Source organism: Cytobacillus sp. Hm23, from assembly GCF_051842895.1.
Taxonomy (GTDB): domain Bacteria; phylum Bacillota; class Bacilli; order Bacillales; family SM2101; genus Nanhaiella.
This window is the reverse complement of sequence record NZ_JBPXRQ010000008.1, coordinates 83,974-104,572: the sequence shown is the minus strand read 5'-3', so window position 1 is coordinate 104,572 and position 20,599 is coordinate 83,974. Positions and strand designations below refer to the sequence as shown.

17 protein-coding genes are annotated in these 20,599 nt (G+C 33.6%); 13 read left to right on the top strand and 4 right to left on the bottom strand.

What is annotated here, in order from left to right; genetic code table 11:
• Positions 1 to 85: 85 nt before the first annotated feature.
• Entirely contained in the window at positions 86 to 1,312 is a 1,227-nt protein-coding gene (locus tag ACSVDA_RS06880) for an MFS transporter (RefSeq protein ID WP_485881904.1), read from the bottom strand.
• A gap of 267 nt (positions 1,313 to 1,579) precedes the next feature.
• Between ACSVDA_RS06880 and ACSVDA_RS06875 the strand changes: the two genes are divergently transcribed.
• The gene (locus ACSVDA_RS06875) at positions 1,580 to 3,091 is read left to right on the top strand and encodes an FAD-dependent oxidoreductase (RefSeq protein ID WP_485882025.1); all 1,512 of its coding nucleotides are present in this window, start codon (positions 1,580 to 1,582) and stop codon (positions 3,089 to 3,091) included.
• Between the two features lie 359 nt (positions 3,092 to 3,450).
• Here ACSVDA_RS06875 and ACSVDA_RS06870 read toward each other — a convergent pair whose 3' ends face one another.
• Positions 3,451 to 4,893, bottom strand: a complete 1,443-nt coding sequence (locus ACSVDA_RS06870; RefSeq protein WP_485881902.1) for a flavin monoamine oxidase family protein — start codon at positions 4,891 to 4,893, stop codon at positions 3,451 to 3,453.
• A gap of 414 nt (positions 4,894 to 5,307) precedes the next feature.
• On the opposite strand from ACSVDA_RS06870, the gene ACSVDA_RS06865 reads away from it, so the two are divergent.
• The 4 genes from ACSVDA_RS06865 to ACSVDA_RS06850 all read left to right on the top strand — a co-directional run bounded on the left by ACSVDA_RS06865 (position 5,308) and on the right by ACSVDA_RS06850 (position 8,276).
• The gene (locus tag ACSVDA_RS06865) at positions 5,308 to 6,030 is read left to right on the top strand and encodes an AAA family ATPase (protein WP_485881900.1); all 723 of its coding nucleotides are present in this window, start codon (positions 5,308 to 5,310) and stop codon (positions 6,028 to 6,030) included.
• Positions 6,031 to 6,596: 566 nt separating this feature from the next.
• Positions 6,597 to 7,229, top strand: coding sequence for a phosphoribosylglycinamide formyltransferase (gene purN, locus ACSVDA_RS06860; protein WP_485881899.1), 633 nt, complete (start codon positions 6,597 to 6,599; stop codon positions 7,227 to 7,229).
• A gap of 45 nt (positions 7,230 to 7,274) precedes the next feature.
• Positions 7,275 to 7,442 carry a hypothetical protein gene (locus ACSVDA_RS06855; RefSeq protein ID WP_320209792.1) on the top strand — a complete coding sequence of 56 codons (168 nt, stop codon included), beginning with the start codon at positions 7,275 to 7,277 and terminating at the stop codon, positions 7,440 to 7,442.
• Positions 7,443 to 8,051: 609 nt separating this feature from the next.
• On the top strand, positions 8,052 to 8,276 hold the full coding sequence (locus ACSVDA_RS06850; RefSeq protein WP_485881898.1) for a hypothetical protein: 225 nt from the start codon (positions 8,052 to 8,054) through the stop codon (positions 8,274 to 8,276).
• Between the two features lie 34 nt (positions 8,277 to 8,310).
• On the opposite strand, the gene ACSVDA_RS06845 is transcribed toward ACSVDA_RS06850, so the two are convergent.
• The gene (locus ACSVDA_RS06845) at positions 8,311 to 9,210 is read right to left on the bottom strand and encodes an ABC transporter substrate-binding protein (RefSeq protein ID WP_485881897.1); all 900 of its coding nucleotides are present in this window, start codon (positions 9,208 to 9,210) and stop codon (positions 8,311 to 8,313) included.
• Positions 9,211 to 9,802: 592 nt separating this feature from the next.
• Between ACSVDA_RS06845 and ACSVDA_RS06840 the strand changes: the two genes are divergently transcribed.
• The 3 genes from ACSVDA_RS06840 to ACSVDA_RS06830 all read left to right on the top strand — a co-directional run bounded on the left by ACSVDA_RS06840 (position 9,803) and on the right by ACSVDA_RS06830 (position 13,727).
• Positions 9,803 to 11,194 carry a hypothetical protein gene (locus ACSVDA_RS06840; protein ID WP_485881896.1) on the top strand — a complete coding sequence of 464 codons (1,392 nt, stop codon included), beginning with the start codon at positions 9,803 to 9,805 and terminating at the stop codon, positions 11,192 to 11,194.
• 323 nt (positions 11,195 to 11,517) lie between these two features.
• Positions 11,518 to 12,858, top strand: a complete 1,341-nt coding sequence (locus tag ACSVDA_RS06835; RefSeq protein WP_485881895.1) for an esterase/lipase family protein — start codon at positions 11,518 to 11,520, stop codon at positions 12,856 to 12,858.
• Between the two features lie 290 nt (positions 12,859 to 13,148).
• Entirely contained in the window at positions 13,149 to 13,727 is a 579-nt protein-coding gene (locus ACSVDA_RS06830) for a DUF6944 family repetitive protein (protein WP_485881894.1), read from the top strand.
• A gap of 372 nt (positions 13,728 to 14,099) precedes the next feature.
• Here the strand turns inward: ACSVDA_RS06830 and ACSVDA_RS06825 are convergent, their stop codons facing one another.
• Complete coding sequence (locus ACSVDA_RS06825) at positions 14,100 to 14,495, bottom strand: RDD family protein (RefSeq protein WP_485881893.1); 396 nt, start codon at positions 14,493 to 14,495, stop codon at positions 14,100 to 14,102.
• A 533-nt stretch (positions 14,496 to 15,028) separates the two neighbouring features.
• On the opposite strand from ACSVDA_RS06825, the gene ACSVDA_RS06820 reads away from it, so the two are divergent.
• The 5 genes from ACSVDA_RS06820 (at position 15,029) to ACSVDA_RS06800 (ending at position 20,430) form a co-directional block, all read left to right on the top strand.
• A complete protein-coding gene (locus ACSVDA_RS06820) occupies positions 15,029 to 15,487 on the top strand; it encodes an SRPBCC family protein (protein ID WP_485881892.1) in 459 nt (152 codons plus the stop codon).
• A 572-nt stretch (positions 15,488 to 16,059) separates the two neighbouring features.
• Positions 16,060 to 17,670, top strand: a complete 1,611-nt coding sequence (locus ACSVDA_RS06815) for a long-chain-fatty-acid--CoA ligase (RefSeq protein ID WP_485881891.1) — start codon at positions 16,060 to 16,062, stop codon at positions 17,668 to 17,670.
• 456 nt (positions 17,671 to 18,126) lie between these two features.
• Positions 18,127 to 18,693 carry a TetR/AcrR family transcriptional regulator gene (locus ACSVDA_RS06810; RefSeq protein ID WP_485881889.1) on the top strand — a complete coding sequence of 189 codons (567 nt, stop codon included), beginning with the start codon at positions 18,127 to 18,129 and terminating at the stop codon, positions 18,691 to 18,693.
• Between the two features lie 76 nt (positions 18,694 to 18,769).
• Positions 18,770 to 19,654 (top strand): 3-hydroxyacyl-CoA dehydrogenase family protein, encoded by an 885-nt coding sequence (locus ACSVDA_RS06805; RefSeq protein WP_485881888.1) that lies wholly within the window; start codon positions 18,770 to 18,772, stop codon positions 19,652 to 19,654.
• On the top strand, positions 19,654 to 20,430 hold the full coding sequence (locus ACSVDA_RS06800) for an enoyl-CoA hydratase (RefSeq protein WP_485881886.1): 777 nt from the start codon (positions 19,654 to 19,656) through the stop codon (positions 20,428 to 20,430). Before ACSVDA_RS06805 ends, ACSVDA_RS06800 begins: the two co-directional genes overlap by 1 nt.
• The last annotated feature ends 169 nt before the right edge of the window (positions 20,431 to 20,599 follow it).

Below are 20,599 nucleotides of genomic sequence, written 5' to 3'. Positions count from 1 at the left end.
GCTGTTTAAGTCTGATTTCTGACTTAAACAGCTCCTTCAGTTATTCAATATTATTAAGATTAAAATTAGTTTAAGCCTTAGTTATCTATATAGATTGATTTATCTCACGAACCTTACTGTCATTAGGTAACAACATAGCGATAATCCCGATTATTGGTAGGAAACTACAAAATATCATGACAACCTTAATATTAAACATATCAGCAAACGTACCTAAGAAAACAGAGCCAATCGCTCCCATTCCAAATGCAAGTCCGACAATTAAACCAGAAGCCATTCCGATGTTTTTTGGCATAAGCTCCTGCGCATAGACGACAGAAACACTAAAGCTTGTCATCATAATAAATCCAACAATTAAGAACATAGGCATAACAAATTGTATAGGAACATACGGTAATGCAATAGTAAACGGAACGATGCCTAGCATTGAAAACATAATAATATTCTTATTTCCAAACCGATCAGCTAGTGGTCCTCCAAATAAAGTGCCAATTGCACCTGCAATCATAAATGTGAATAAGTAAAACTGTGCCTCAGTTATGGACAAACCATAGTCTTCAATAAGGTAGAATTGATAAAAGCTTGAAATACCGGCATGGTACCAAGAACGAGCAAAAACAAAAAACACTAATAAAATCATAGCTGTTTTAATTTTGCTGTTTAATTTATGCTTCTGTCGTTTACCTTGAGTATTTTTCAATGTGTGATAATTCATATGGCTTAATTGATTTTTATACCATGATGAAACAAGAAAGAGAATACCAATCCCTATTATTGCTAAGACAGAAAAGATAAGACCACCTTTTTGACCGAAAGGAATAAGTATAAATGCGGTGTATATAGGGGCCATTGCTTGGCCAGTATTTCCTCCCACTTGATAAATAGATTGTGCAAGTCCTCTTTTACCCCCAGCTGCCATCGAAGTTACTCTAGACCCTTCTGGATGAAAGATAGCAGATCCTAAACCAATGAATAGTGCTGCGATTAAAATAAAGAAAAAATTCGAAAAAAGTGCAAGCCCCACTAATCCAAGTAAACTTAGGAATGTACCAAAAGGTAATAAAAAAGGAACAGAACGTTTATCTGCGAACGATCCAAATACTGGCTGCATGATCGAAGATGTCATATTTAATACGAAGGCAACCCAACCGATTTGCGTATAAGAAAAATGTAAATTTTGTTCTAAGATAGGAAACATGGCATAGACAACTGCTTGTAGTGAGTCATTAATAAAATGTCCAGCGCTAATTGCAAATAACACCCAATAGATGGGTGACATCATCATTGTTTTTGATTTAGTCAAGGTAGTCAAATTGTTCCACTTCCCGAATAGTATGATTGTCTACTTTACAGCAGATTGTAATTACCGTCAATGTATTCAAAAAATTAAAACATTCATTACGAAACAAATTTGATTAGGTTAAAAATAGTTTAAGTTCTTGTATATTTAAGAATAGTCATCAAATGGTAGGTAAACCTAATATTAAAAATATCAGTAGGAGGATTCAAATTGATTTACAAGGATGAAAACACAAAACTTCCTAAGTCTTCAAAGTCATTATGGACGAATACTAATAATATGAAGGATTTTCCAACATTAGATGATCATACGGATGTTGATGTAGTAATTGTTGGTGCTGGTATAACAGGAATAACATCAGCTTACCTATTAGTGAATGAAGGCTTTAAAGTAGCTATTGTAGAAGCAGATAAATTATTTAGTGGAACCACTGGGCATACAACAGCGAAAATTACTGCACAACACAGTTTAATATACGATAAGTTTATTCATAGTATGGACATCGGGATTAATAAAGCTAAATTATATTATGAAGCGAATAAAGATGCTTTAGCTTTTATTAAAGAAACAGTAGAAGAAAACAAAATCGATTGTGATTTTTGTGAACAAGATTCATACATATACGCTACAACTGAAGAATATAGACGCAAACTTGAGAAAGAGGCGCTAGCATATGAAAAAATTGGCATTGAAGGAGGATTAGTTGATAATATACCTTTTAATATAACAATTAAAAATGGGCTTGTCATGAAGAACCAAGCACAATTTCATCCTGTGAAATATTTAGCTTATCTAGTACAAGTTATAATCGAGAAAGGTGGACTTATTTTTGAAAACACTACAGCTGTCAATATTAAGACAGGGGAAAAACCATCAGTTGTTACTCGAGAAGGGGCTAGTATAGCAGGAAACTATATTTTGTCATGTTCGCATTTCCCATTTTACGAAGGTGCAGGTTTGTATTCTACGAGGTTACATGCTGAACGCTCGTATATCATAGCTGTAAAAGCTAAAGAGGCATACCCTGGAGGCATGTATATTAGTGCCGATCAACCAATACGTTCGCTTCGTTCGACAACTATTGCTGGGGAGGAAATGATTCTTATTGGTGGTGAAGGGCATAAAACGGGCGAAGGAAAAAGCACGTTAGCACATTTCAATGCCTTAGAGAAGTTTGGGAATGATGTTTTCGACATAGAAAGCATCGCTTACCGCTGGTCTGCACAAGATTTATATACATTAGACAATATTCCATACATAGGAGCTGTAACTTTAAGTCAGCCAAATATTATGATTGCAACAGGATATAGAAAATGGGGCATGACAAATGGAACAGTTGCAGCTTTGTTATTTAAAGATATACTCTTGAAGAAAATAAGAGTCGATGAGCATATGTTTGGCCCATCTAGATTTCATTTAAATCCTAGCTTGAAAAACTTCTTAGTCGATAATGCGAATGTTGCAGGTCATTTAATTAAAGGTAAACTTGAAATCTTATCTAAAGATGCTAGTGATTTATCTAGAGGTGAGGGGGCAGTCATAACAGTCAACGGACATAGAAAGGGAGCTTATAAAGATGATACAGGTAAGCTACATATTGTAGATACAACTTGTACACATATCGGTTGTGAAGTTGAATGGAACGATGGGGAGCGTTCATGGGATTGCCCATGTCATGGCTCGAGATTCTCATATACTGGTGAGGTCATTGAAGGACCAGCTGAAAAACCGCTACAAAAGTATGATTATAAGATGATTGACAATCTAACATCAGAGGATTCTGGTTATTAATTATAAAATGCAGTGCTTTATTCAATCGTATCTATCGATTTATTATGCTTAATTTAAGGCTTTTTACGTAGCTGCTTTTTGTACTTACATTTGAGTAAATACTATATGGTTTTATAGTCTTTTGAGCTGAAAAGACATGACGAACATTAGTTATATTTGTGTATAGCTCTCATTAACAAAAGCAACAACAAATGTGAAAACAGTCCAACCCAAAGACGGTAATAACCCGTATTTATGTCATCTATTCTTCTTTTGAGCAGTGTCAGTGGAAGGAAAACTTATTTAGAATTGTAATGTTATATATCAAAACGAAAAAATGGAGGAGGAAAATATAGCTGTTGCTAGAAATATTGTTGTAACTATATAGGTAAATCATTCACTGCGTGTGCGACCCGAATTCCAGATTCAATTGCTCCTTGCATCCAACCGACAGTTTGAGTCGTATGTTCACCAGCAAAGTGGACTTTTCCTTCGGGTGTAGAGATGAAGGGAGCTAATGAATATTCTTGGCCTGGATCAAACGCTGTAAAAGCTCCTGAAGAATATGGATTTTGGCTCCAGCTAAAAGAACATCCAGAGACGAATTCAAGGAAAACCTGTTGCCCATAAATTTTTGCTAAATCCAATAAAGCATATTGAATACGTTCTTCTTCACTTAAGCTATCCCATAGTAATGCCTCATCCGCCCATGTATAACTGGCTAAAACAACTGCATGTCCTTTCGTTCCAATACCATAGCTTGGGTAATACGAAAAACGTATCGGTAAATCTGTAATTGACCTACCTCCATATTGAGCTGCATATTCCCAAAATCGACTTTTAAACTCAATAGCAATTTTTGTTGAAGGCATATAGTTCAGTTGACGTATGGCTTTTCTTTTTTCGTATGAGAAGGAATCATAAGGTTCAACCTTCACGAAGCGTAAGGTTGAAAAGGGTACAGTCACGATTGCAAGATGACCTGTAAAAGTGTTTAGCTTTAAATTTTTCTGATGAAGAGTTTCAATAACTACTTTAGATTTTTTATTAATGATTTTTATCATTTTTTGATTATATAGAATATCGCTTTTTAATTGTGTCAGAAATGCTCGTGGCAAATAATCCATTCCACCAGTTATCTCATAATAACGAATTTTTGCGGTAAAGAAACTCATTTTCCGTAATACTTCAATTAAAGATACGCCAGAAAATGCTTTTAAATCAAGCATAGTATCCATCATATCAATTGCACCATATGAAAAATAAGATTGTAGGAGGAAACCAAATGAATACTTTCGGTATTTCTTCTCTGCTATTTTCCAATTTTTCTGTGGATTTTGCTGAATAAAATCAACAATTGGTTGAAGGGCTGAAAGCAATAGTTCTACTGCAGTTTTACCACTTTCAGTTTCATCCAAAAAATAGTTTAAAATATATGGGTTACACCTAACCGTACTCAAGGTAGTATGGGTCCCATTTACATAAATTTTGTCCAATGAGGTTTGATTAATAAATAGGTTTGTAGGCAAATTAAACTTGTTAATATATCTTAAGACAAATCGATGGTTTTCAGGAATACGCATGGAACCAGTATTAAAATATTGAGAACTGCTAAATGGAGATCGTAACGTATGTACACGACCTCCAACTCTATCGTTTCCCTCTAAAATGGTCACTTTATGTCCAGCATTTTTTAATAATGATGCTGCAACAAGCCCAGCTAATCCTGCTCCGACAATTATAATATGTTTAGGCATATGTGTTTTTTTTAATCCAGCTGATATAATATGAAGTATTTGTTCGTCAGATAGTTTGGGGTTCATATATTCGCATCCCTCTCTCCTTAGTGTTGTTAATTAGAGTTCTTTCGTAAGCTTTGGTGCCCCTGCTTCTATATTTGAGAGAAAGATAAAGTTTACGATACTAGTCATCTGTGATGTAAGTATGCGTTTATTTCTTAGAACTATAAATAACAATCAATTGAAAAACCGCGGTATATAATTGAATAGGATGCAACAATGTGAAAATATGTAAAATAACCTTTGCGCACCAAGTTTTATCATTAAATGAATTAATTAAATGAATAGCAGTCCACCAAAGCTCTTGTATGTTAAACTTCCCATTGTTGTTACAAGGTTCAGGTACATTTAAGCATTGTCTGTGTTCATTCTATATTGCTCACTATGGTAAAATGAACTCTCACTTATAAAAATATAATAATTTAATGGGAGATTATCATGTATCTAAGAGAATTAACTTTCTTACAAGAGAAAATTGGAGAAGAAACTAACTATCCCCATAACATACAAGCATTTAGATCAATTGAGCAAATCCGTTTTGAGAGTAATGTAACTTTTTTTGTCGGTGAAAATGGGTCAGGAAAATCAACTCTGCTTGAAGCAATTGCTGATAAATGTGATTTTCATACTGCAGGCGGGAGCAGGAATAATATATATGAGGTCGATGCATCGCAGTCACATTTAAGTAAATACATTCGTCTTTCTTGGCTTCCGAAAATGACTGATGGATTTTTTTTAAGAGCAGAAAGCTTCTATCATTTTGCAAGTTACTTAGATCAATTAGCAAGAGAGGATAGAGCTTTTCATTATCAGGGATATGGGGGGAAATCATTACACGAACAGTCTCATGGTGAATCATTTCTTACTCTATTTACAAATCGGTTTGATCGCAAAGGGATATATTTGTTAGATGAACCTGAAGCAGCTTTGTCTCCTGCACGTCAGCTATCATTATTAAGTATTATTCATGAACTTAAAGAATATTCTCAATTTATAATTGCAACACACTCTCCGATATTGTTGGGATTCCCAATGGCACAAATTCTTTCTTTTGACACTTCACCAATAAGTACAATTGATTATGAACAAACGAGCCATTATCAAATTACGAGAAGATTTTTAGAAAATCGAGAGGTTTATTTTAAGGAATTGTTTGATTGATAGCTAATAAAGGTGTACATCAATTGGTTGATCTAAAAAGCTGCAATTAATAAATACGCTAATTTATCATGAGTCGAATATCCTATTTTACCTGAATCAATCATCAAAAATCATATTTTTTTTATAAATTGACAAGTGTCTTAAGAAGAAGCTCTAGACACTAGATCAAATGTTTTTGTAGTTTTTTTATCAAAAATTACTTGTAGGAATTTTATGAAGCTATATTAAAAACATAAGCTCTTTTCGTAAACTTTGTTGCTATTTTTATCAAATTTGATCTGGGATATGTGGTTTTATACCTTAGTCATCGTTTTAGAAAAGAGAAAATACCACGAACTCTAGTAGTGTATCAGTTTAAATCTCAATACGAAAAACAATATTCGATGCGAAAACGCATTTACATATGAACATCATGTTTTAGATTCAATAAATATACCAATAAAGTAAAATATACCCTGTTAAAACTAGGATATTGCTGGTAAACTAACAGTGGAATCATATAGTCAATCCTTTCATTGTAAATCGTTATGAGACTATGTGAAGTTTCTAGGTGAGGTGTATCTATTATGCAAATTAATCAAGAGCGTAAGGTAGAAAAGAAGTTATTACAAGTAGGATTTTTAGCTTCTCACGGTGGTAGTAATATGAAATCAATTGTAGAAGCGATTAGACAGGGGAACTTATCAGCAAATGCGGGTGTTGTAATAAGTAATAATAGTAACTCAGAAGCTTTGGAATATGGAAGGAGAGAAGGGATTCCGTCATATCACATTAGCAACAATACTATTAACGACTCAACAAAGCTAGATTCACATATTAGGGATACTTTAGTAAAGCACAGTGTAGACCTTGTCATTTTAAGTGGGTATTTAAAAAAAATAGGTCCAAAAACATTAGATGCTTTTTCAGGAAGAATTATTAATATTCATCCATCTCTATTACCGAAATACGGTGGAAAGGGTATGTATGGAAATAACGTTCATAAAGTGGTATTAGAGGCTAGAGAAACGGTTACAGGGGTGACTGTTCATATCATCGACGATGTTTATGATAAGGGAAAAATATTAGCACAACGTAAAGTTGATGTGTTAAAACACGATTCTGTACATAGTTTAGCTAAGAGAGTTTTTCATTGTGAAAAACATTTTCTTCCTGAGGTCATACAGAGCATTCACTTTGGAGACATAAAATTACCTTAATCCGAACTAAATCGTACAGGATTTAAGAAAGGAGAAGTGAATTTTGTGGAAATAGTAATATATGTACTATGGCTAGTTATTATATTTACTGTCTTATCTTTTATGGGTAATGTTCAAAAGCATTTAATGACAATCATTGAAAAGCAAGAGGAGCAAAATAAATTGTTAAGTGAACTAAACAAAAATCTAGAATATGAAAGGCTCAATGAATAGCGAGATTTTTCTAGTACTTATAAATATATCCTTCCTTTCATTAAAAAGAAAAAAATATCGATATTAATAAGTTATCATACTGAATTAAGAGTAAGAGCTACAGTTCTTCCTCTCGAAAAAGTTGTAGATAGTGTAAAAAAGTAAGTTTTGGATGCAATTAAATTTATTTCTTACTATAAAATTACTATTAAAAGATCAATAAGTTGTCCCAAATTATTAAGTGAAAGTGAACAAACAGTAATTGTAGCTTTGAAAGTATCGTTACTTCAATATAAATATATTATCCCCTATTTTTTGAGTATATTAAGATATTTATGCTCAGTTTTTTTGTATCCGATTTTAATTAATAGCTGTTTTCGCATCAATGTTGCTTTTCGTACTATGAATACTCACTTATGTGACTGTCATTCGTGGCATCTGTTCTTCTATAATATGATATTAATCACTTCTTTTTTACTGTGGTAACTTTGTAAATATGAACAGATCTTACGAAAAGAGCCTTGTTTTTTAACCATTAGAAACGAATGTCACTTTAATTTGCTTCCTTTATATATTATTTTGTATAGATTTGCCTAGAACACAAATGATATACGTAAAGGAGGTGTGTCCATGCCTAAAAAAGGAATGAGTTTTGAGGAACATTCATATCATACAGATCCTACTAGCGAAGATGGAATTCTAAATGATACAACGACTAACTCTGGTGCCTCAATTGGAGTTAGTATGGACGTAGATAAACAGAATCAAAATAATAAAAATCCGTTTCATTTAGACCTTAAAAAAGAAGAAAAGGCGGAAGTACAGCAAGAGAGGGTCAGACCTCCAGTGATATAATGTGGTGAACAGTTGGGGGATAAACCCCAACTATTTATATCTTAATATATTTTTTTGTAAGATGTTTAGGCATTGAGATTATGTCCCAATGAAAAAGAGCTGCCAAAAGCTCTACACCATCTATTACACCGATGCTAGGTTGTGTAAATAGATTTGGGTCAACAAGGTAAACATTATTGTTGTTTACAGCTCTCAGTTGTTTCCAACCATCTAATTGTTGGAGTTGTTTTACTTCTTCAACGGCCTTTTTCCGATCATATCCGCACGGTGAAATAATTATTATTTCGGGATCATATTGTTTAAGATCCTCCCATTTTATGGGGTTAGAGTGCCCCTCATTCTTCGCAAAAATATCATCTCCCCCAGCTAGGTGTAATAAATCTGGAATCCAATGACCCGAGTTATAAATTGGGTTTATCCATTCCATGAAAAAAACTTGACTATTCCTTCTGTTATTTTCCATCAATTTTCTTTGAATTCGATTAAGCCTATCTTTATAACCTATAACTGCATCTATTCCTTTTTGTTCAGAACCAAGCTCCTTAGCAACTGTTATGACATTGTCAAAAATATCGTTAAGATTTTTTGGAATAAGCGGTATAATTTTTGGCTGCTTCGATAATTTGTATATAGCCTTTTCTACATAGGATGTTCCTATTTGGCAAACGTCACAAACGTGTTGGGTGAACATGATGTCGGGTTCAATTTGTTCAAGTAATTCTTGATCTATATAATAGAGCGATCTTTGTTCTTCCATATATTCAGAGACAGTTTCATTAATTTCTGAAGAGGTCAATTGGTTATCTTCTAATACCGATCTAACTACTTTTGGCTTAGAAGATGGACACTCAAACGTAACCCCGCTTAAAAACTGATCTAAGCCTAAAGCATTAATCATATGGGTTGCTGCTGGAACACAGGATACAACTTTCATAAATATCTTCCTTTCAAAATACTTATATTGATTGGTAAACATTATCGTATTTAGGATGTGACCATATTGATAGGGCTGAATTGGACGAATTGATAGCTTTTATGCTTAAGAGATTACATGTATTCATTTACATACGGCATCTGTTTAGTACTATACAATGTCAATTTGATAAACCACCATCTAACTGTTCAACATTAGTTAAGGGCTTTTTTTCAAAAACTTTATTGCTGTTTCACTTAAATTTAAGTAACTAATGCGTATTTTACCGTTTTTAAGTATCTAAAGATGAAAAGATGCCTCGAGCATTAAATATATACTTTTTTAGCTCTTATTACGCAAAGCACCAATTAATGCGGAATCTGAGCATTATTTAAAATAGCAACATCTTTTTTCGACAAAAGATCAGGGTGCTAACATCATTAATAAATTCTATTAGGATAATATGTAACAAGTTTTAGTAGTTGAGGGTTACATTTCAACAGAATGTGTGTATTATTATACTTTATTTTATCACTATTTATAAGAATAATCCCCATACCAAAGAGCACCTTAGAGTCATAGAATACATTATGACATAAATGGGGGGAATAAAATGAGAAAACAAGTATGTAAGTGTCTACAAAACGTTGAAGAGACATTAATTAAAACAAAACAATTTACATTAAATCCTAATACATCTGGTAGTGTTGAGAAAGAGATCCCTTTGTCACCACAATTTCTCCAATTAGCAGAACTGCAGCTAAAAGATGTAAGAATGACAGACAAAGTATCTATTCATGCAACTGTTGGTTCTAGAGTAGAAGAGGGAAGTGGAGACACAGATATAATTTATAAAGTTTATAGAAATGTGATTAGTGAAGCCAATATTATATTTAGTGGTAGAGTTGAATTAGATGATAATCAGAATGATTTTAGCATTGATAGCTTTTTCCATGTAGATGTAAACCCGTCATTAGGCAAAGTGAAGTATATCCTTACCGTTGAGCTTATAGAACAAAGTCAAGAACAGGTTTTTGTAGTTGGTCCTATTACTTTTGTTATAGAGCAAATTAGAGCAGAACTAAATAGCAAATGCATGTGTACTCAACCCGTTAAACAGACAGTTGTAGATTTGAATCACATAGTTTTATCACCTAACGAGTCTGGAAGCTTCATTGATGGGATGATTCCTGTAGGACCAATGTTTTTAAGATTGGCAGAGTTATCTTTAGATCAAATAACACCAAATGATATCGTTCTCTTGAAGACTACCGTAGGTACAGAAGCGCTTATGCAAAGTCCAATATTGTTGTACAAAATATTTCGGAATTCGGTTAATGATGCTAATCTCATTTTTAGTTCAAGAACGGAAATAGATGAAACGCTTCAAGATGAGTTTAGTATTGATAGCTTCATTCATGTAGATCTTAAACCAACATTAGGAAAGGTAAAATACATCCTTACTGTTGAGATTGAAACATCTTTTAATGACGAGGCTTCTGTAGTTGGGCCACTATCTTTTGTGATTCAGCAAATTAGAACAAAGCAAGGCGGTAAATGCACATGTAACCTAGCTTCTAATATAAAGCTAGTCGATGTGAATCAGTTTGTATTACCAAAAAATGTATCTGATAGTATTATGATTGACATTGGTATGGATCCACTGGAATTGGCACGTTCATCTTTTGAAAAAATAAGACCGAGCGACATGATCGTAATAAATGCTACCGTTGGAGCAAAAGTTTCAGATGGTGGAGGTAATCCTGATTTGTTATATAAGGTGTATAGGAATTCTATCGTTGCTTCTAATCTTATCTTCAGTGCTAAAAGTGAACTAGATGAGGTAGGTAATGATTTTGCGATAGATAGCTTTACTCATGTAGATACAAAACCGACGCTAGGTAAAGTTTCATATATACTAACAGTTGAAAACATTGAAGCTAATACACAAGCACAAGTCATTGGACCTATCACATTCAAGTTAGACCAGTATAGGAAAACATAAATTTCTAATTAATGCTATCTTAGACTAGTATTTAACAATTCTAGTCTTACATAACAACTACTAGTTCGAAATAATGTTTGACTTCTTACAACGATATTTTCAATTGTACTGAAAATTAGACAACGTTACATTATATACACAACAGTTAAAGTAAAAATATATAAATAATGTAAAAATATTCATAATAGTAGTTGTATAGGACTACTGGTTTTAGAATAAATACTAGAACTATCGATTCTATAAAGGGAAATTTTAATGTAATTATTGACTATAAATTTCAAAGATGATAAATTTTAAAAAAATTCAAACAATAGAGGTGTGCGATGAAAATATATACTATGATGATTGGCATTTGTGTTATTAGTTTGGTTCTTTTTGTAAGCCCTTACAATGTTGGCGCTGAACAGATTTCCTCATTTAAGAATAGTAATTTTACAACTCTTAGTGATCAATTAACTAACCCAGAACCATTTCCTCAAAATCTATTACCAAGTGAAAAAAGCTTAGCTAGGATAAATCATTACCCAATTGTACTAGTTCATGGATTAGTAGGGTGGGGACGTGATGAGCTACTAGGTTTTCGATATTGGGGTGGATTAACAGACATTGAAAAAGATTTAAATTCCTATGGTTATGAAACATACAGTGCAGCAGTTGGGCCATTCTCAAGCAACTGGGATAGAGCTAGTGAGTTGTATGCTCAAATCAAAGGAGGAACAGTTGATTACGGTGAGGCACATTCACTTGAGCACGGTCATGATCGGTACGGTAGAACATATAGTGGTTTTTATCCTGAATGGGGAGAGGTGAATTCCACTACGGGAACGGTGAATAAAATACATTTAGTTGGTCATAGTTTAGGTGGTCAAACGATTCGTTTATTAACACAGCTTTTGGAACATGGAGACGAAAATGAATTAGCTTTATCTGATTCAAATGACATATCGTCTCTTTTTAAGAAAGAAAATTCTTCAATGGTTAGTAGTGTGTTTACTATCTCATCACCACATGATGGATCTACGGCTACAAGGTTAGTAGACAGTTTTTTTCCAATGACAAAGGAGATAATAGCTTTAGCTGCTAGTTTAACAGGAAAAACTGACAATATTTTATATGATTTTAAGCTAGATCAATGGGGACTAAAAAGAAGAGAAGGAGAAACATTTGAAAGCTATGCTAATCGTGTATATAACAGTTCTATTTGGAATGATACGAAAGATACTGCAGAATGGGATGCCAGCCCAGAAGGTGCACTTGAAATAAACAGCTGGGTTTCAGCACAACCAAGTACATATTATTTTTCAGTTTCCACGGAACAAACTTACCCATCTATATGGTCAGGAAATCATAAACCTGAATTATTTATGAACCCAATATTATACGTTCTTAGTGATTTTCTTGGTAAATATACAGAAAACGGAAGTATTACTATTAATAGTGACTGGTGGAAGAATGATGGAGTAGTCAATACAAATTCTATGGATGGACCAACATTAGGATCAACAGACGAGATAGTATTTTACGAAGGATTACCAGAAAAAGGGATGTGGAATTATTTAGGTGAATTCAATTCAACAGATCATATTGATATTGTTGGCATTGGCTTATATGACGTACGTAGTTGGTATCGTTCTGTTGCTGATTTGCTAGGCTCATTACAGTAGTAAGAATGCCCAAGCAATGAGCAATTAGACTTATATTAATTAACCGAGGGATGTCCTTGACTGTTGATCTTCGTATAAAATATGTCTTAAGGATTCTTTGGGTCTGTGAAACGATAGAAGCCGTATAAACTTACCATATAGCTGTAAATTATGGTGAAATGCAAGAAAAGTTAATAATAGGAAACATAATGAAAAAATTATACGATCGGTGTAGGCCTTGCTCCATAACTATTTATATAACTTGAATACAATGAATGTATCAATGTTTTTAGAACGGTGGTGCAAGGCGGGTGGTGACTGAGGGAAAAGAATTAGAAGTTCTTGGAGCGTGGATTCAAGTTGTTGGGAGTGTTATAGCAGCAATTGGGCAATCTGAACCAGTTGATGAACAAGCCGTTAATGACCAACTTATAATGCTAGGAAATTCTTTAAAAGCTGTAGGGAACTCTTTTAGAGCTATAGGAAGAGAACAACAACAAGTGGCTGAAAATAATAAAGGTAATGATTTGATTATTTTTGGGAACTGGTTACTAGCAGGAGGGTCTGCTGCAAGTGCTGTAAGTGCTGCAATGATGGAGGCACAAAATGAAGATGAAGGTTTACAAATTGGAGTGATTGGTAATAGTGTACAATCACTTGGGGCTTCATTCGGCGCAGTGGGTGCTGTTTTTAGGTCATCAGATCTGTTGGCCCTAGGAAACAGCATTCAATCTTTCGGTGCGGCTCTGTTAGCAATTGGTATTCTTTACATAATAAATGACAAAGAGAAAATGGGAAGAATTTTGTCAAGATTAGGTAGTTGGCTTCAAGCTATTGGAGCATCTATTACAGCTATTGCGCTTACTAAAACGTTATACAATGACAGTTAAGTTCTTTATATGATTAGCTAATTTTTATGAGTGCAATAGAGGTTGTTTAAAACAAGAAAAAGTTTCATAAAAGCTTCTTTGACTCTTTTCGTATTCTTGGTTGCTTTATTCTCATAAATTTAAATATCTGGTGAATATTGAAATGATTCTCCGAATTTTAGTTGTGTACGTGTTTTTCTTTACTAGAAAAAACAACAATTAGTGCTAAAACAGTAAACAGTATAAATAAAATTAACCGGAGTGAAAGAAAATGCACTCCGGGTTATCAAAAATTTATAGTAGTCAAGTTCCTCAATAGAGCCATGCAGTAAATGTAGTCTATTCTTTTGATCCACGATGTTCAAACTCTTTATTATTGAAATGATTTATAAGCTAATTATCATAAGTCACGTATGTGTTTGCAACAAAATCATGTATTGCGCGATTATCTTCACGTAACAGAACCATAAATATACTGACAATAATGCCTATACCAAGTGTTAAACCATATACAATACCTGCAACTATGACACGCAAAACCATAGTCCCGAGGTGAACATTCGTACCATCTATTTTAACAATTCGGATACCTACAATTTTTTTTCCGACTGTGTACCCTTTCCAAAAAACAGGAAGTAAGGTCCCGTATATTACTTCAAATTGGTTTAGTAGGAAACTCTGTTCATTGAAAATGTAATATGCGATAAAGGTAATTGGTAAACCAATAAGTAACCAATCAAATAATAATGCGGCAAGACGTATACTAAAGCCTGCTGAGTTTTCGGACATTTAACTTCACCTCAATATTATTACAGTCACAGCATCTTTATAGCATATTACGGTTATGACAGCTTTGTGTATAAGGAGAGGAAATTTAATATTCAAATGTTAACATACTGCTATTACCTTCTTTACCTTTTAATCATCGTCTCTCCGCGCCTATGCCATAAGGCAAGCATACATTTAGGGAGTATCTGAAAAATACAAGTATAGTTAAAGACACCACTTATAATTGAAGGTTATTTTCGTAAATATTATTGTTGTTATCACGAATTTTGTACTATAAGAAGTGGCTTTAAATGCTAGTTATCATGATAATGGAGAAGAGATGATTCGAACACTCGTTTTGTAAGTGTTTATTTGTTAATACGAAAACAATAATTAAAACGAAAACAGACTTATGTGTATTTTTACGTAGTTTAATATTGTATAAATATTCAGTGAAAAAACTTGCGTATCTATGATTTACATAATATGATAGAATTATCAAACATACCAACCGGTTAGTTCAAATATACATAGGACAAGAATGAGGGGGAGTTATGTTGATATTCCTAGCAGAAAAACAAGAAGAAATTAACAGACCAATAGAAGATGTATATAATTATGTAATTAATATGGAAAATTTCGGTGAATGGTTTCCTAATGTAATAGAAATGACCTCTAATAATAAGCTTGATCACGGTGAAATAGGGAAAAAATATACTGAGCAAACGAGACTACCCTTCAATATAAAAAAATCAATACCAATCACTGTCATTGAATCAGCACATAATTCAAAGTTCGTAACTGATGGTGATTTTCCACCTTTGATGGAAAGAATGACAGTTACTTTTTCGGCTAAAGCAATAGATAGTACGCTTGTAACTTGGAAAATGGAAAGTAGAAACCATTCGAGGTTAGCCAATATTTTCTTTATGCCAATAGCAAAAATAATAATTAAAAATCGAGCAGAAAAGGGTATGTTGAAGCTTAAACAAGAGCTTGAAAAGCTATCTTAATTTTCAATTGAACTCCGTTAAATGAACTTGAATTCGTTAAAGGACATTCTTTTCTATATAACTAAAGAATCTATGTCTATGTGAGGTTTCTAAAACTTTCATACAATCATAAAACACATTGCCTAAACTTTGTTGTTATTTCTCTAGATAGGTTAGTTAGAAGTTATTTTGTATAAATTACCAATTTCGAAAAGCTTACACGAAGGCTAGTTGATTACATGTCTATGGCATGGGTAAAAATATGATAATTATTAATTACATAGTCATTATAGAATATTATTATAAGTTTTGTATGAGTATTACATGACAAATGACTAGACATTTATCAATCGTTATCGAATTGGAGGTGATAGTATTAAAATTGTGAATCTATCATGAATATTGAAAGCTACGCATAAATTGTAAAAACAGAAATTCAACAAAACAACATATTATCTTTCGTTTATGGATGAAATGCTGCAAATACCCTATCAAAATTATTTTTCATAAAAGTAAGTTGTTAGATACGTGAGAATAAATTGTCTTACATCTGAGGGTTAACTTAGAAAAAATAATAACTTGGGGGTTGTTTCGTGACTGATAAGCATGTTTGGTTAAACCATTATCCAGATGATATCTCAACAGATGTTGAAATTCCTAACACAACATTACCACAAATCTTACAAAATACTTCAGAGGAATACCCACAAAATGATGCTATTTTATTCTACCAACAAAAGATGTCATATAAAGAATTAAATATGTCTGTTCAAGCTTTTGCATCATCAATACAACAGTCAGGAATTAACAAAGGTGATCGTGTCGCAATTATGCTACCTAATTGTCCTCAATACGTGATTTCATTTTATGGGGTGTTGGCTGCAGGCGCAATCGTAACACAAATTAATCCGATGCTGGTAGAGCGAGAACTACAATATATTTTAGCAGATTCTGGGGCGCAAACTGTTGTTGTCCTAGATATGTTATACCCTCGAGTGAAAGCGATTCAACAAAATACAGGATTAAAAAATATTATAGTTGTTAGTCTGCAACCAAACGATCATTCATACAAACCAGATTTGTCTTTCTATGAGTTTATAAAAGTTGGAAACGGAATTGTTAGTCCAGTTGACACAGATCCTGAGCATGATATAGCAGTCCTACAGTATACTGGTGGAACGACTGGTAGACCAAAAGGAGCTATGCTAACACACCGTAATTTAATTGCAAATAATGTTCAAGCACAAGAGTTTTTCAAAAATGATGTAGAAAAAGGTAAAGAGCGTTGTTTAATAGTTCTACCATTCTTTCATGTTTTTGGTATGTCGGCATGTATGAACTTTTCAATATTTAATGCTGCTTCAATGGTCCTTCTACCAAGATTTGATGTTGAGGAAGTATTGCATACGATAAAAGCTGAAAAACCAACGATTTTTCCAGGAGTTCCGACAATGTTTATTGCTATTTTAAACCATCCTAATGCCACTGACTACGGAATTGATTGTATTAAGGTTTGTAATAGCGGAGGAGCACCAATGCCAGTGGAAGTACTAAAAGCATTTGAAGAAAAAACTGGCTCTAAAATAGTTGAAGGCTTCGGCATGTCTGAATCAGGTCCAGTTACACATTCTAATCCATTATTCGCTGAGCGAAAAACAGGAAGTGTTGGGATTCCATATCCTTCGACTGATTTTAAAATCGTTGACATTGCAGATGGCAAGCTAGAGGTACCAGTAGGAGAAGTTGGTGAACTGATCGTTTCTGGACCTCAGATCATGAAAGGATATTGGAATATGACTGATGAAACGATACACACTCTCCGTGATGGTTGGTTATATACAGGAGACATTGCCCGAATGGATGAGGATGGATACTTGTACATCGTTGATAGAAAAAAAGACATGATTATTGCAAGCGGTTTCAATATATATCCCCGTGATATAGAAGAAGTTCTTTATGAACACCCTTCTATACAAGAAGCTGTAGTGGTTGGAGTACAGGATGCATATAGGGGTGAAACAGTAAAAGCATTTATCGTTCTTAAGCAAGGGGAACAAACAAATGAACAAGATATTATAAACTATTGCAAAGACCATATGGCTTCATACAAAGTACCAACAATTGTAGAATTCAAGGGTGAATTACCGAAAACGACGGTTGGTAAAATATTAAGGCGTGCTTTGCGGGAGAATAATGTTACGTAAAATCTTTTTGAAAGATGATTCAAGGCGAACAGGGAGCATATTGATTAAGATACATATTGTCTAAAGATATGTTTCCGTTCTTTTTATCATAGAAACACCAAAAAAAGGTTTTTTGTATATACTGTTTTTCCGATATTATAACAAAGAATTCTAAAATGCCACTGGTGTTATTCGTGTACACATTTTATAAATGAAATGCTCTTTCGTAAACTTGTTTTTATTACTAATAATGGTTTGTGTGATGAGTTTTATAGGAGCTAAATAAATAAAAGTATGAAGATGTTAAGAACACTAGTTGTATACATGCTTATAACTTAGAACGAAAAGCAACAACCATTGCGAATGCAGCCTAATGAATCAATATCAATCAAACCTAGATTAATCTAATAAAGAAATTAGGGGGTGATATTTTGTGTTATAATTTCATTAAAAAATATAGAATGTGAGGATATAACTTTGAAACAACGTATTAAAGAGCAGAGCATCCTTCTGTTTGAGAAAAAAGGATTTACTGAGACTTCTATCCAAGATATTGTTGACGCTCTAGGAGTAACAAAAGGAACTTTCTATTATTATTTTTCGAGTAAGGAACAACTATTAATGGATATTCATCTACATTACATCGACGACCTGCTACAACATCAACTTGAAATTTTAGTAGATAATAAAAAAAGTTGTAAGGAAAAGCTTAGAGATGTTGTGTTATTACTTATTACGGATATAAAAGAACAAGGGCCTAGTGCACGAGTGTTCTTACGAGAGCTAAGAAATTTAACTAATGAACATCTTCAAAAAATTCTTACGAAACGTGACAAATTCAGACTGAATATCGAGCAACTACTAGAAGATGGTGTCGCGAAGGAAGAGTTTCGTAAGGACCTTGAAATAGACATTATTACTTTTGGTATATTAGGTGTAACAAATTGGACGTATCAATGGTTTGATCCAACAGGTACAAAATCCGATCATGATGTTGCTGAAATATACATTGACATGATTTTACGAGGTATACAAATAGAATAAGTTAAGTCTACTCTAGTTTTGCTAGGGTGTGAATAAGATCTACATACTAACTAGTCAGTATAAAGGAGGTTACATTATGAATATTCAAGATGTAAAGAATATTTGTGTAGTCGGCTCAGGACAAATGGGGCATCAAATAGGAATGCTAAGTGCATTAGGTGGGTTTGCAACAACAATTCAAGATGTGAATTCACAATCATTAACAAAAGCTAAAACAAGTCTTGAGTCGATTATGGAACAATGGGTAATGAAAGGTAAAATAGCTGAGGATCAAAAAGAAGCCGCCCTTAAAAGGTTGTCATTTACTGAAAATTTAGAAGAGGCAAGTTCAAAAGCGGACTTTGTCATTGAAGCAATTGTAGAAAAACTTGAAATAAAACGCGAGGTATTTAACAAGTTAGATGAGTATGCGCCAGCACATGCTATTTTAGCTACGAACAGTTCGACAATCGTCAACTCACTTATCGCAGATGCAACAAAACGTCCTGAAAAGGTTTGTAATATGCATTTCTTTTTCCCGCCTCTTGTTATGGATTGTGTTGAAGTAGTAATGGGTGAGCAAACTTCAGAAGAAACTGCACAAATTACTTTAGATGTTTGCGAAAAAATTAACCGTAAAGGGATTCTACTACGTAAAGAAATTTCTGGGTTTGTTGCAAATAGAATTCTCATTGCTCTTCAAAAAGAAGCGATGTATTTATATGAACAAGGTATCGCTGAATATAAAGACATCGACTTGATCGTAAAACAAGCGTTGAAACATCCGATTGGTCCGTTTGAATTAATGGATTTATCGGGATTAGATGTAGGTTATTATGTTATGCAGCAGCGCTTCGCTGAAACTGGTAACCCAAAAGATAAACCACCTGCTTTTATTGAAGAAAGGGTAAAGGCAGGTTTGTTAGGAAGAAAAACAGGAAAAGGCTTTTATGATTATTCAAGCAAAAAGGTGAAGCAATAATGCTCTATGTGGAATGCGAAAAAGTAAATGGTGTTGCGACAGTAACCATTAATAACCCACCGTTAAACGTTATGAGTAGCTCAGTAAGTAAAGAATTATTTGAAACATTTTTATTACTTGAAGGTGATTCTGAAGTGGTTGCTGTTATTTTGACTGGTGCTGGTTCAAAGGCATTTATGGCAGGAGCAGATATTCGTGAGTTTCCTAATTTAATTGGAAAAACTGGATTGAAAAGCAAATTTTTGGAAAGTCATCACGTGCTGAACTATATCGATACATTTAGCAAGCCCACGATTGCTGTTCTTAATGGCATAACATTTGGTGGAGGGTGTGAGTTAGCATTAGCATGTGATATTAGAATTGCTGAAAATCACGTGCAAATAGGATTACCAGAAATAAAGCTAGGTCTTTTTCCAGGTGGAGGAGGTACTCAACGACTCCCTAAATTGATAGGGGAAGCTAAAGCAAAGGAAATGATTTTCACTGGGGAACCTATTTATGCGGAAGAAGCTTGGCGTATTGGTCTTGTAAATAAAGTAGTGGCAAGTGGGAAGGGATTATTAGCTGCACAGGAGATGGCAATGACCATTTGTCAATATTCACTTGCTGCAATATCTCGCAGTAAACAAGCCATTCAAGAAGGTGTACAGTTAACGCTTGAAGATGGTCTAAAAAGGGAAGCTGAATTATTTGAAGAAGTGTTTCAAACTGAGGATATAAAAGAAGGAGTAAGAGCATTTTTAGAAAAACGCAAACCAAAATTTACACATAAATAACTGAAAGTATGATTGCAAACGTGAACTTGGAATATTTTGATTATTTTAAACTTTGTGTAAAATCATATCGATATAAAATAAATGCTGTTTTCGCATTGAGAAGTAAACACATAATATACAGCTAGAATTCGTGGTATCTCATCTTCTATACAGCAATGACAAACAATAA

Excerpts from the sequence above, each read along its gene's own strand:
- ACSVDA_RS06875 (WP_485882025.1), top strand. The coding sequence starts at position 1,580 with ATGAAGGATTTTCCAACATTAGATGATCATACGGATGTTGATGTAGTA.
- ACSVDA_RS06870 (WP_485881902.1), bottom strand. The coding sequence starts at position 4,893 with ATGAACCCCAAACTATCTGACGAACAAATACTTCATATTATATCAGCT.
- ACSVDA_RS06865 (WP_485881900.1), top strand. The coding sequence starts at position 5,308 with ATGTATCTAAGAGAATTAACTTTCTTACAAGAGAAAATTGGAGAAGAA.
- purN (WP_485881899.1), top strand. The coding sequence starts at position 6,597 with ATGCAAATTAATCAAGAGCGTAAGGTAGAAAAGAAGTTATTACAAGTA.
- ACSVDA_RS06850 (WP_485881898.1), top strand. The coding sequence starts at position 8,052 with ATGCCTAAAAAAGGAATGAGTTTTGAGGAACATTCATATCATACAGAT.
- ACSVDA_RS06845 (WP_485881897.1), bottom strand. The coding sequence starts at position 9,210 with ATGAAAGTTGTATCCTGTGTTCCAGCAGCAACCCATATGATTAATGCT.
- ACSVDA_RS06840 (WP_485881896.1), top strand. The coding sequence starts at position 9,803 with ATGAGAAAACAAGTATGTAAGTGTCTACAAAACGTTGAAGAGACATTA.
- ACSVDA_RS06835 (WP_485881895.1), top strand. The coding sequence starts at position 11,518 with ATGAAAATATATACTATGATGATTGGCATTTGTGTTATTAGTTTGGTT.
- ACSVDA_RS06825 (WP_485881893.1), bottom strand. The coding sequence starts at position 14,495 with ATGTCCGAAAACTCAGCAGGCTTTAGTATACGTCTTGCCGCATTATTA.
- ACSVDA_RS06820 (WP_485881892.1), top strand. The coding sequence starts at position 15,029 with ATGTTGATATTCCTAGCAGAAAAACAAGAAGAAATTAACAGACCAATA.
- ACSVDA_RS06805 (WP_485881888.1), top strand. The coding sequence starts at position 18,770 with ATGAATATTCAAGATGTAAAGAATATTTGTGTAGTCGGCTCAGGACAA.
- ACSVDA_RS06800 (WP_485881886.1), top strand. The coding sequence starts at position 19,654 with ATGCTCTATGTGGAATGCGAAAAAGTAAATGGTGTTGCGACAGTAACC.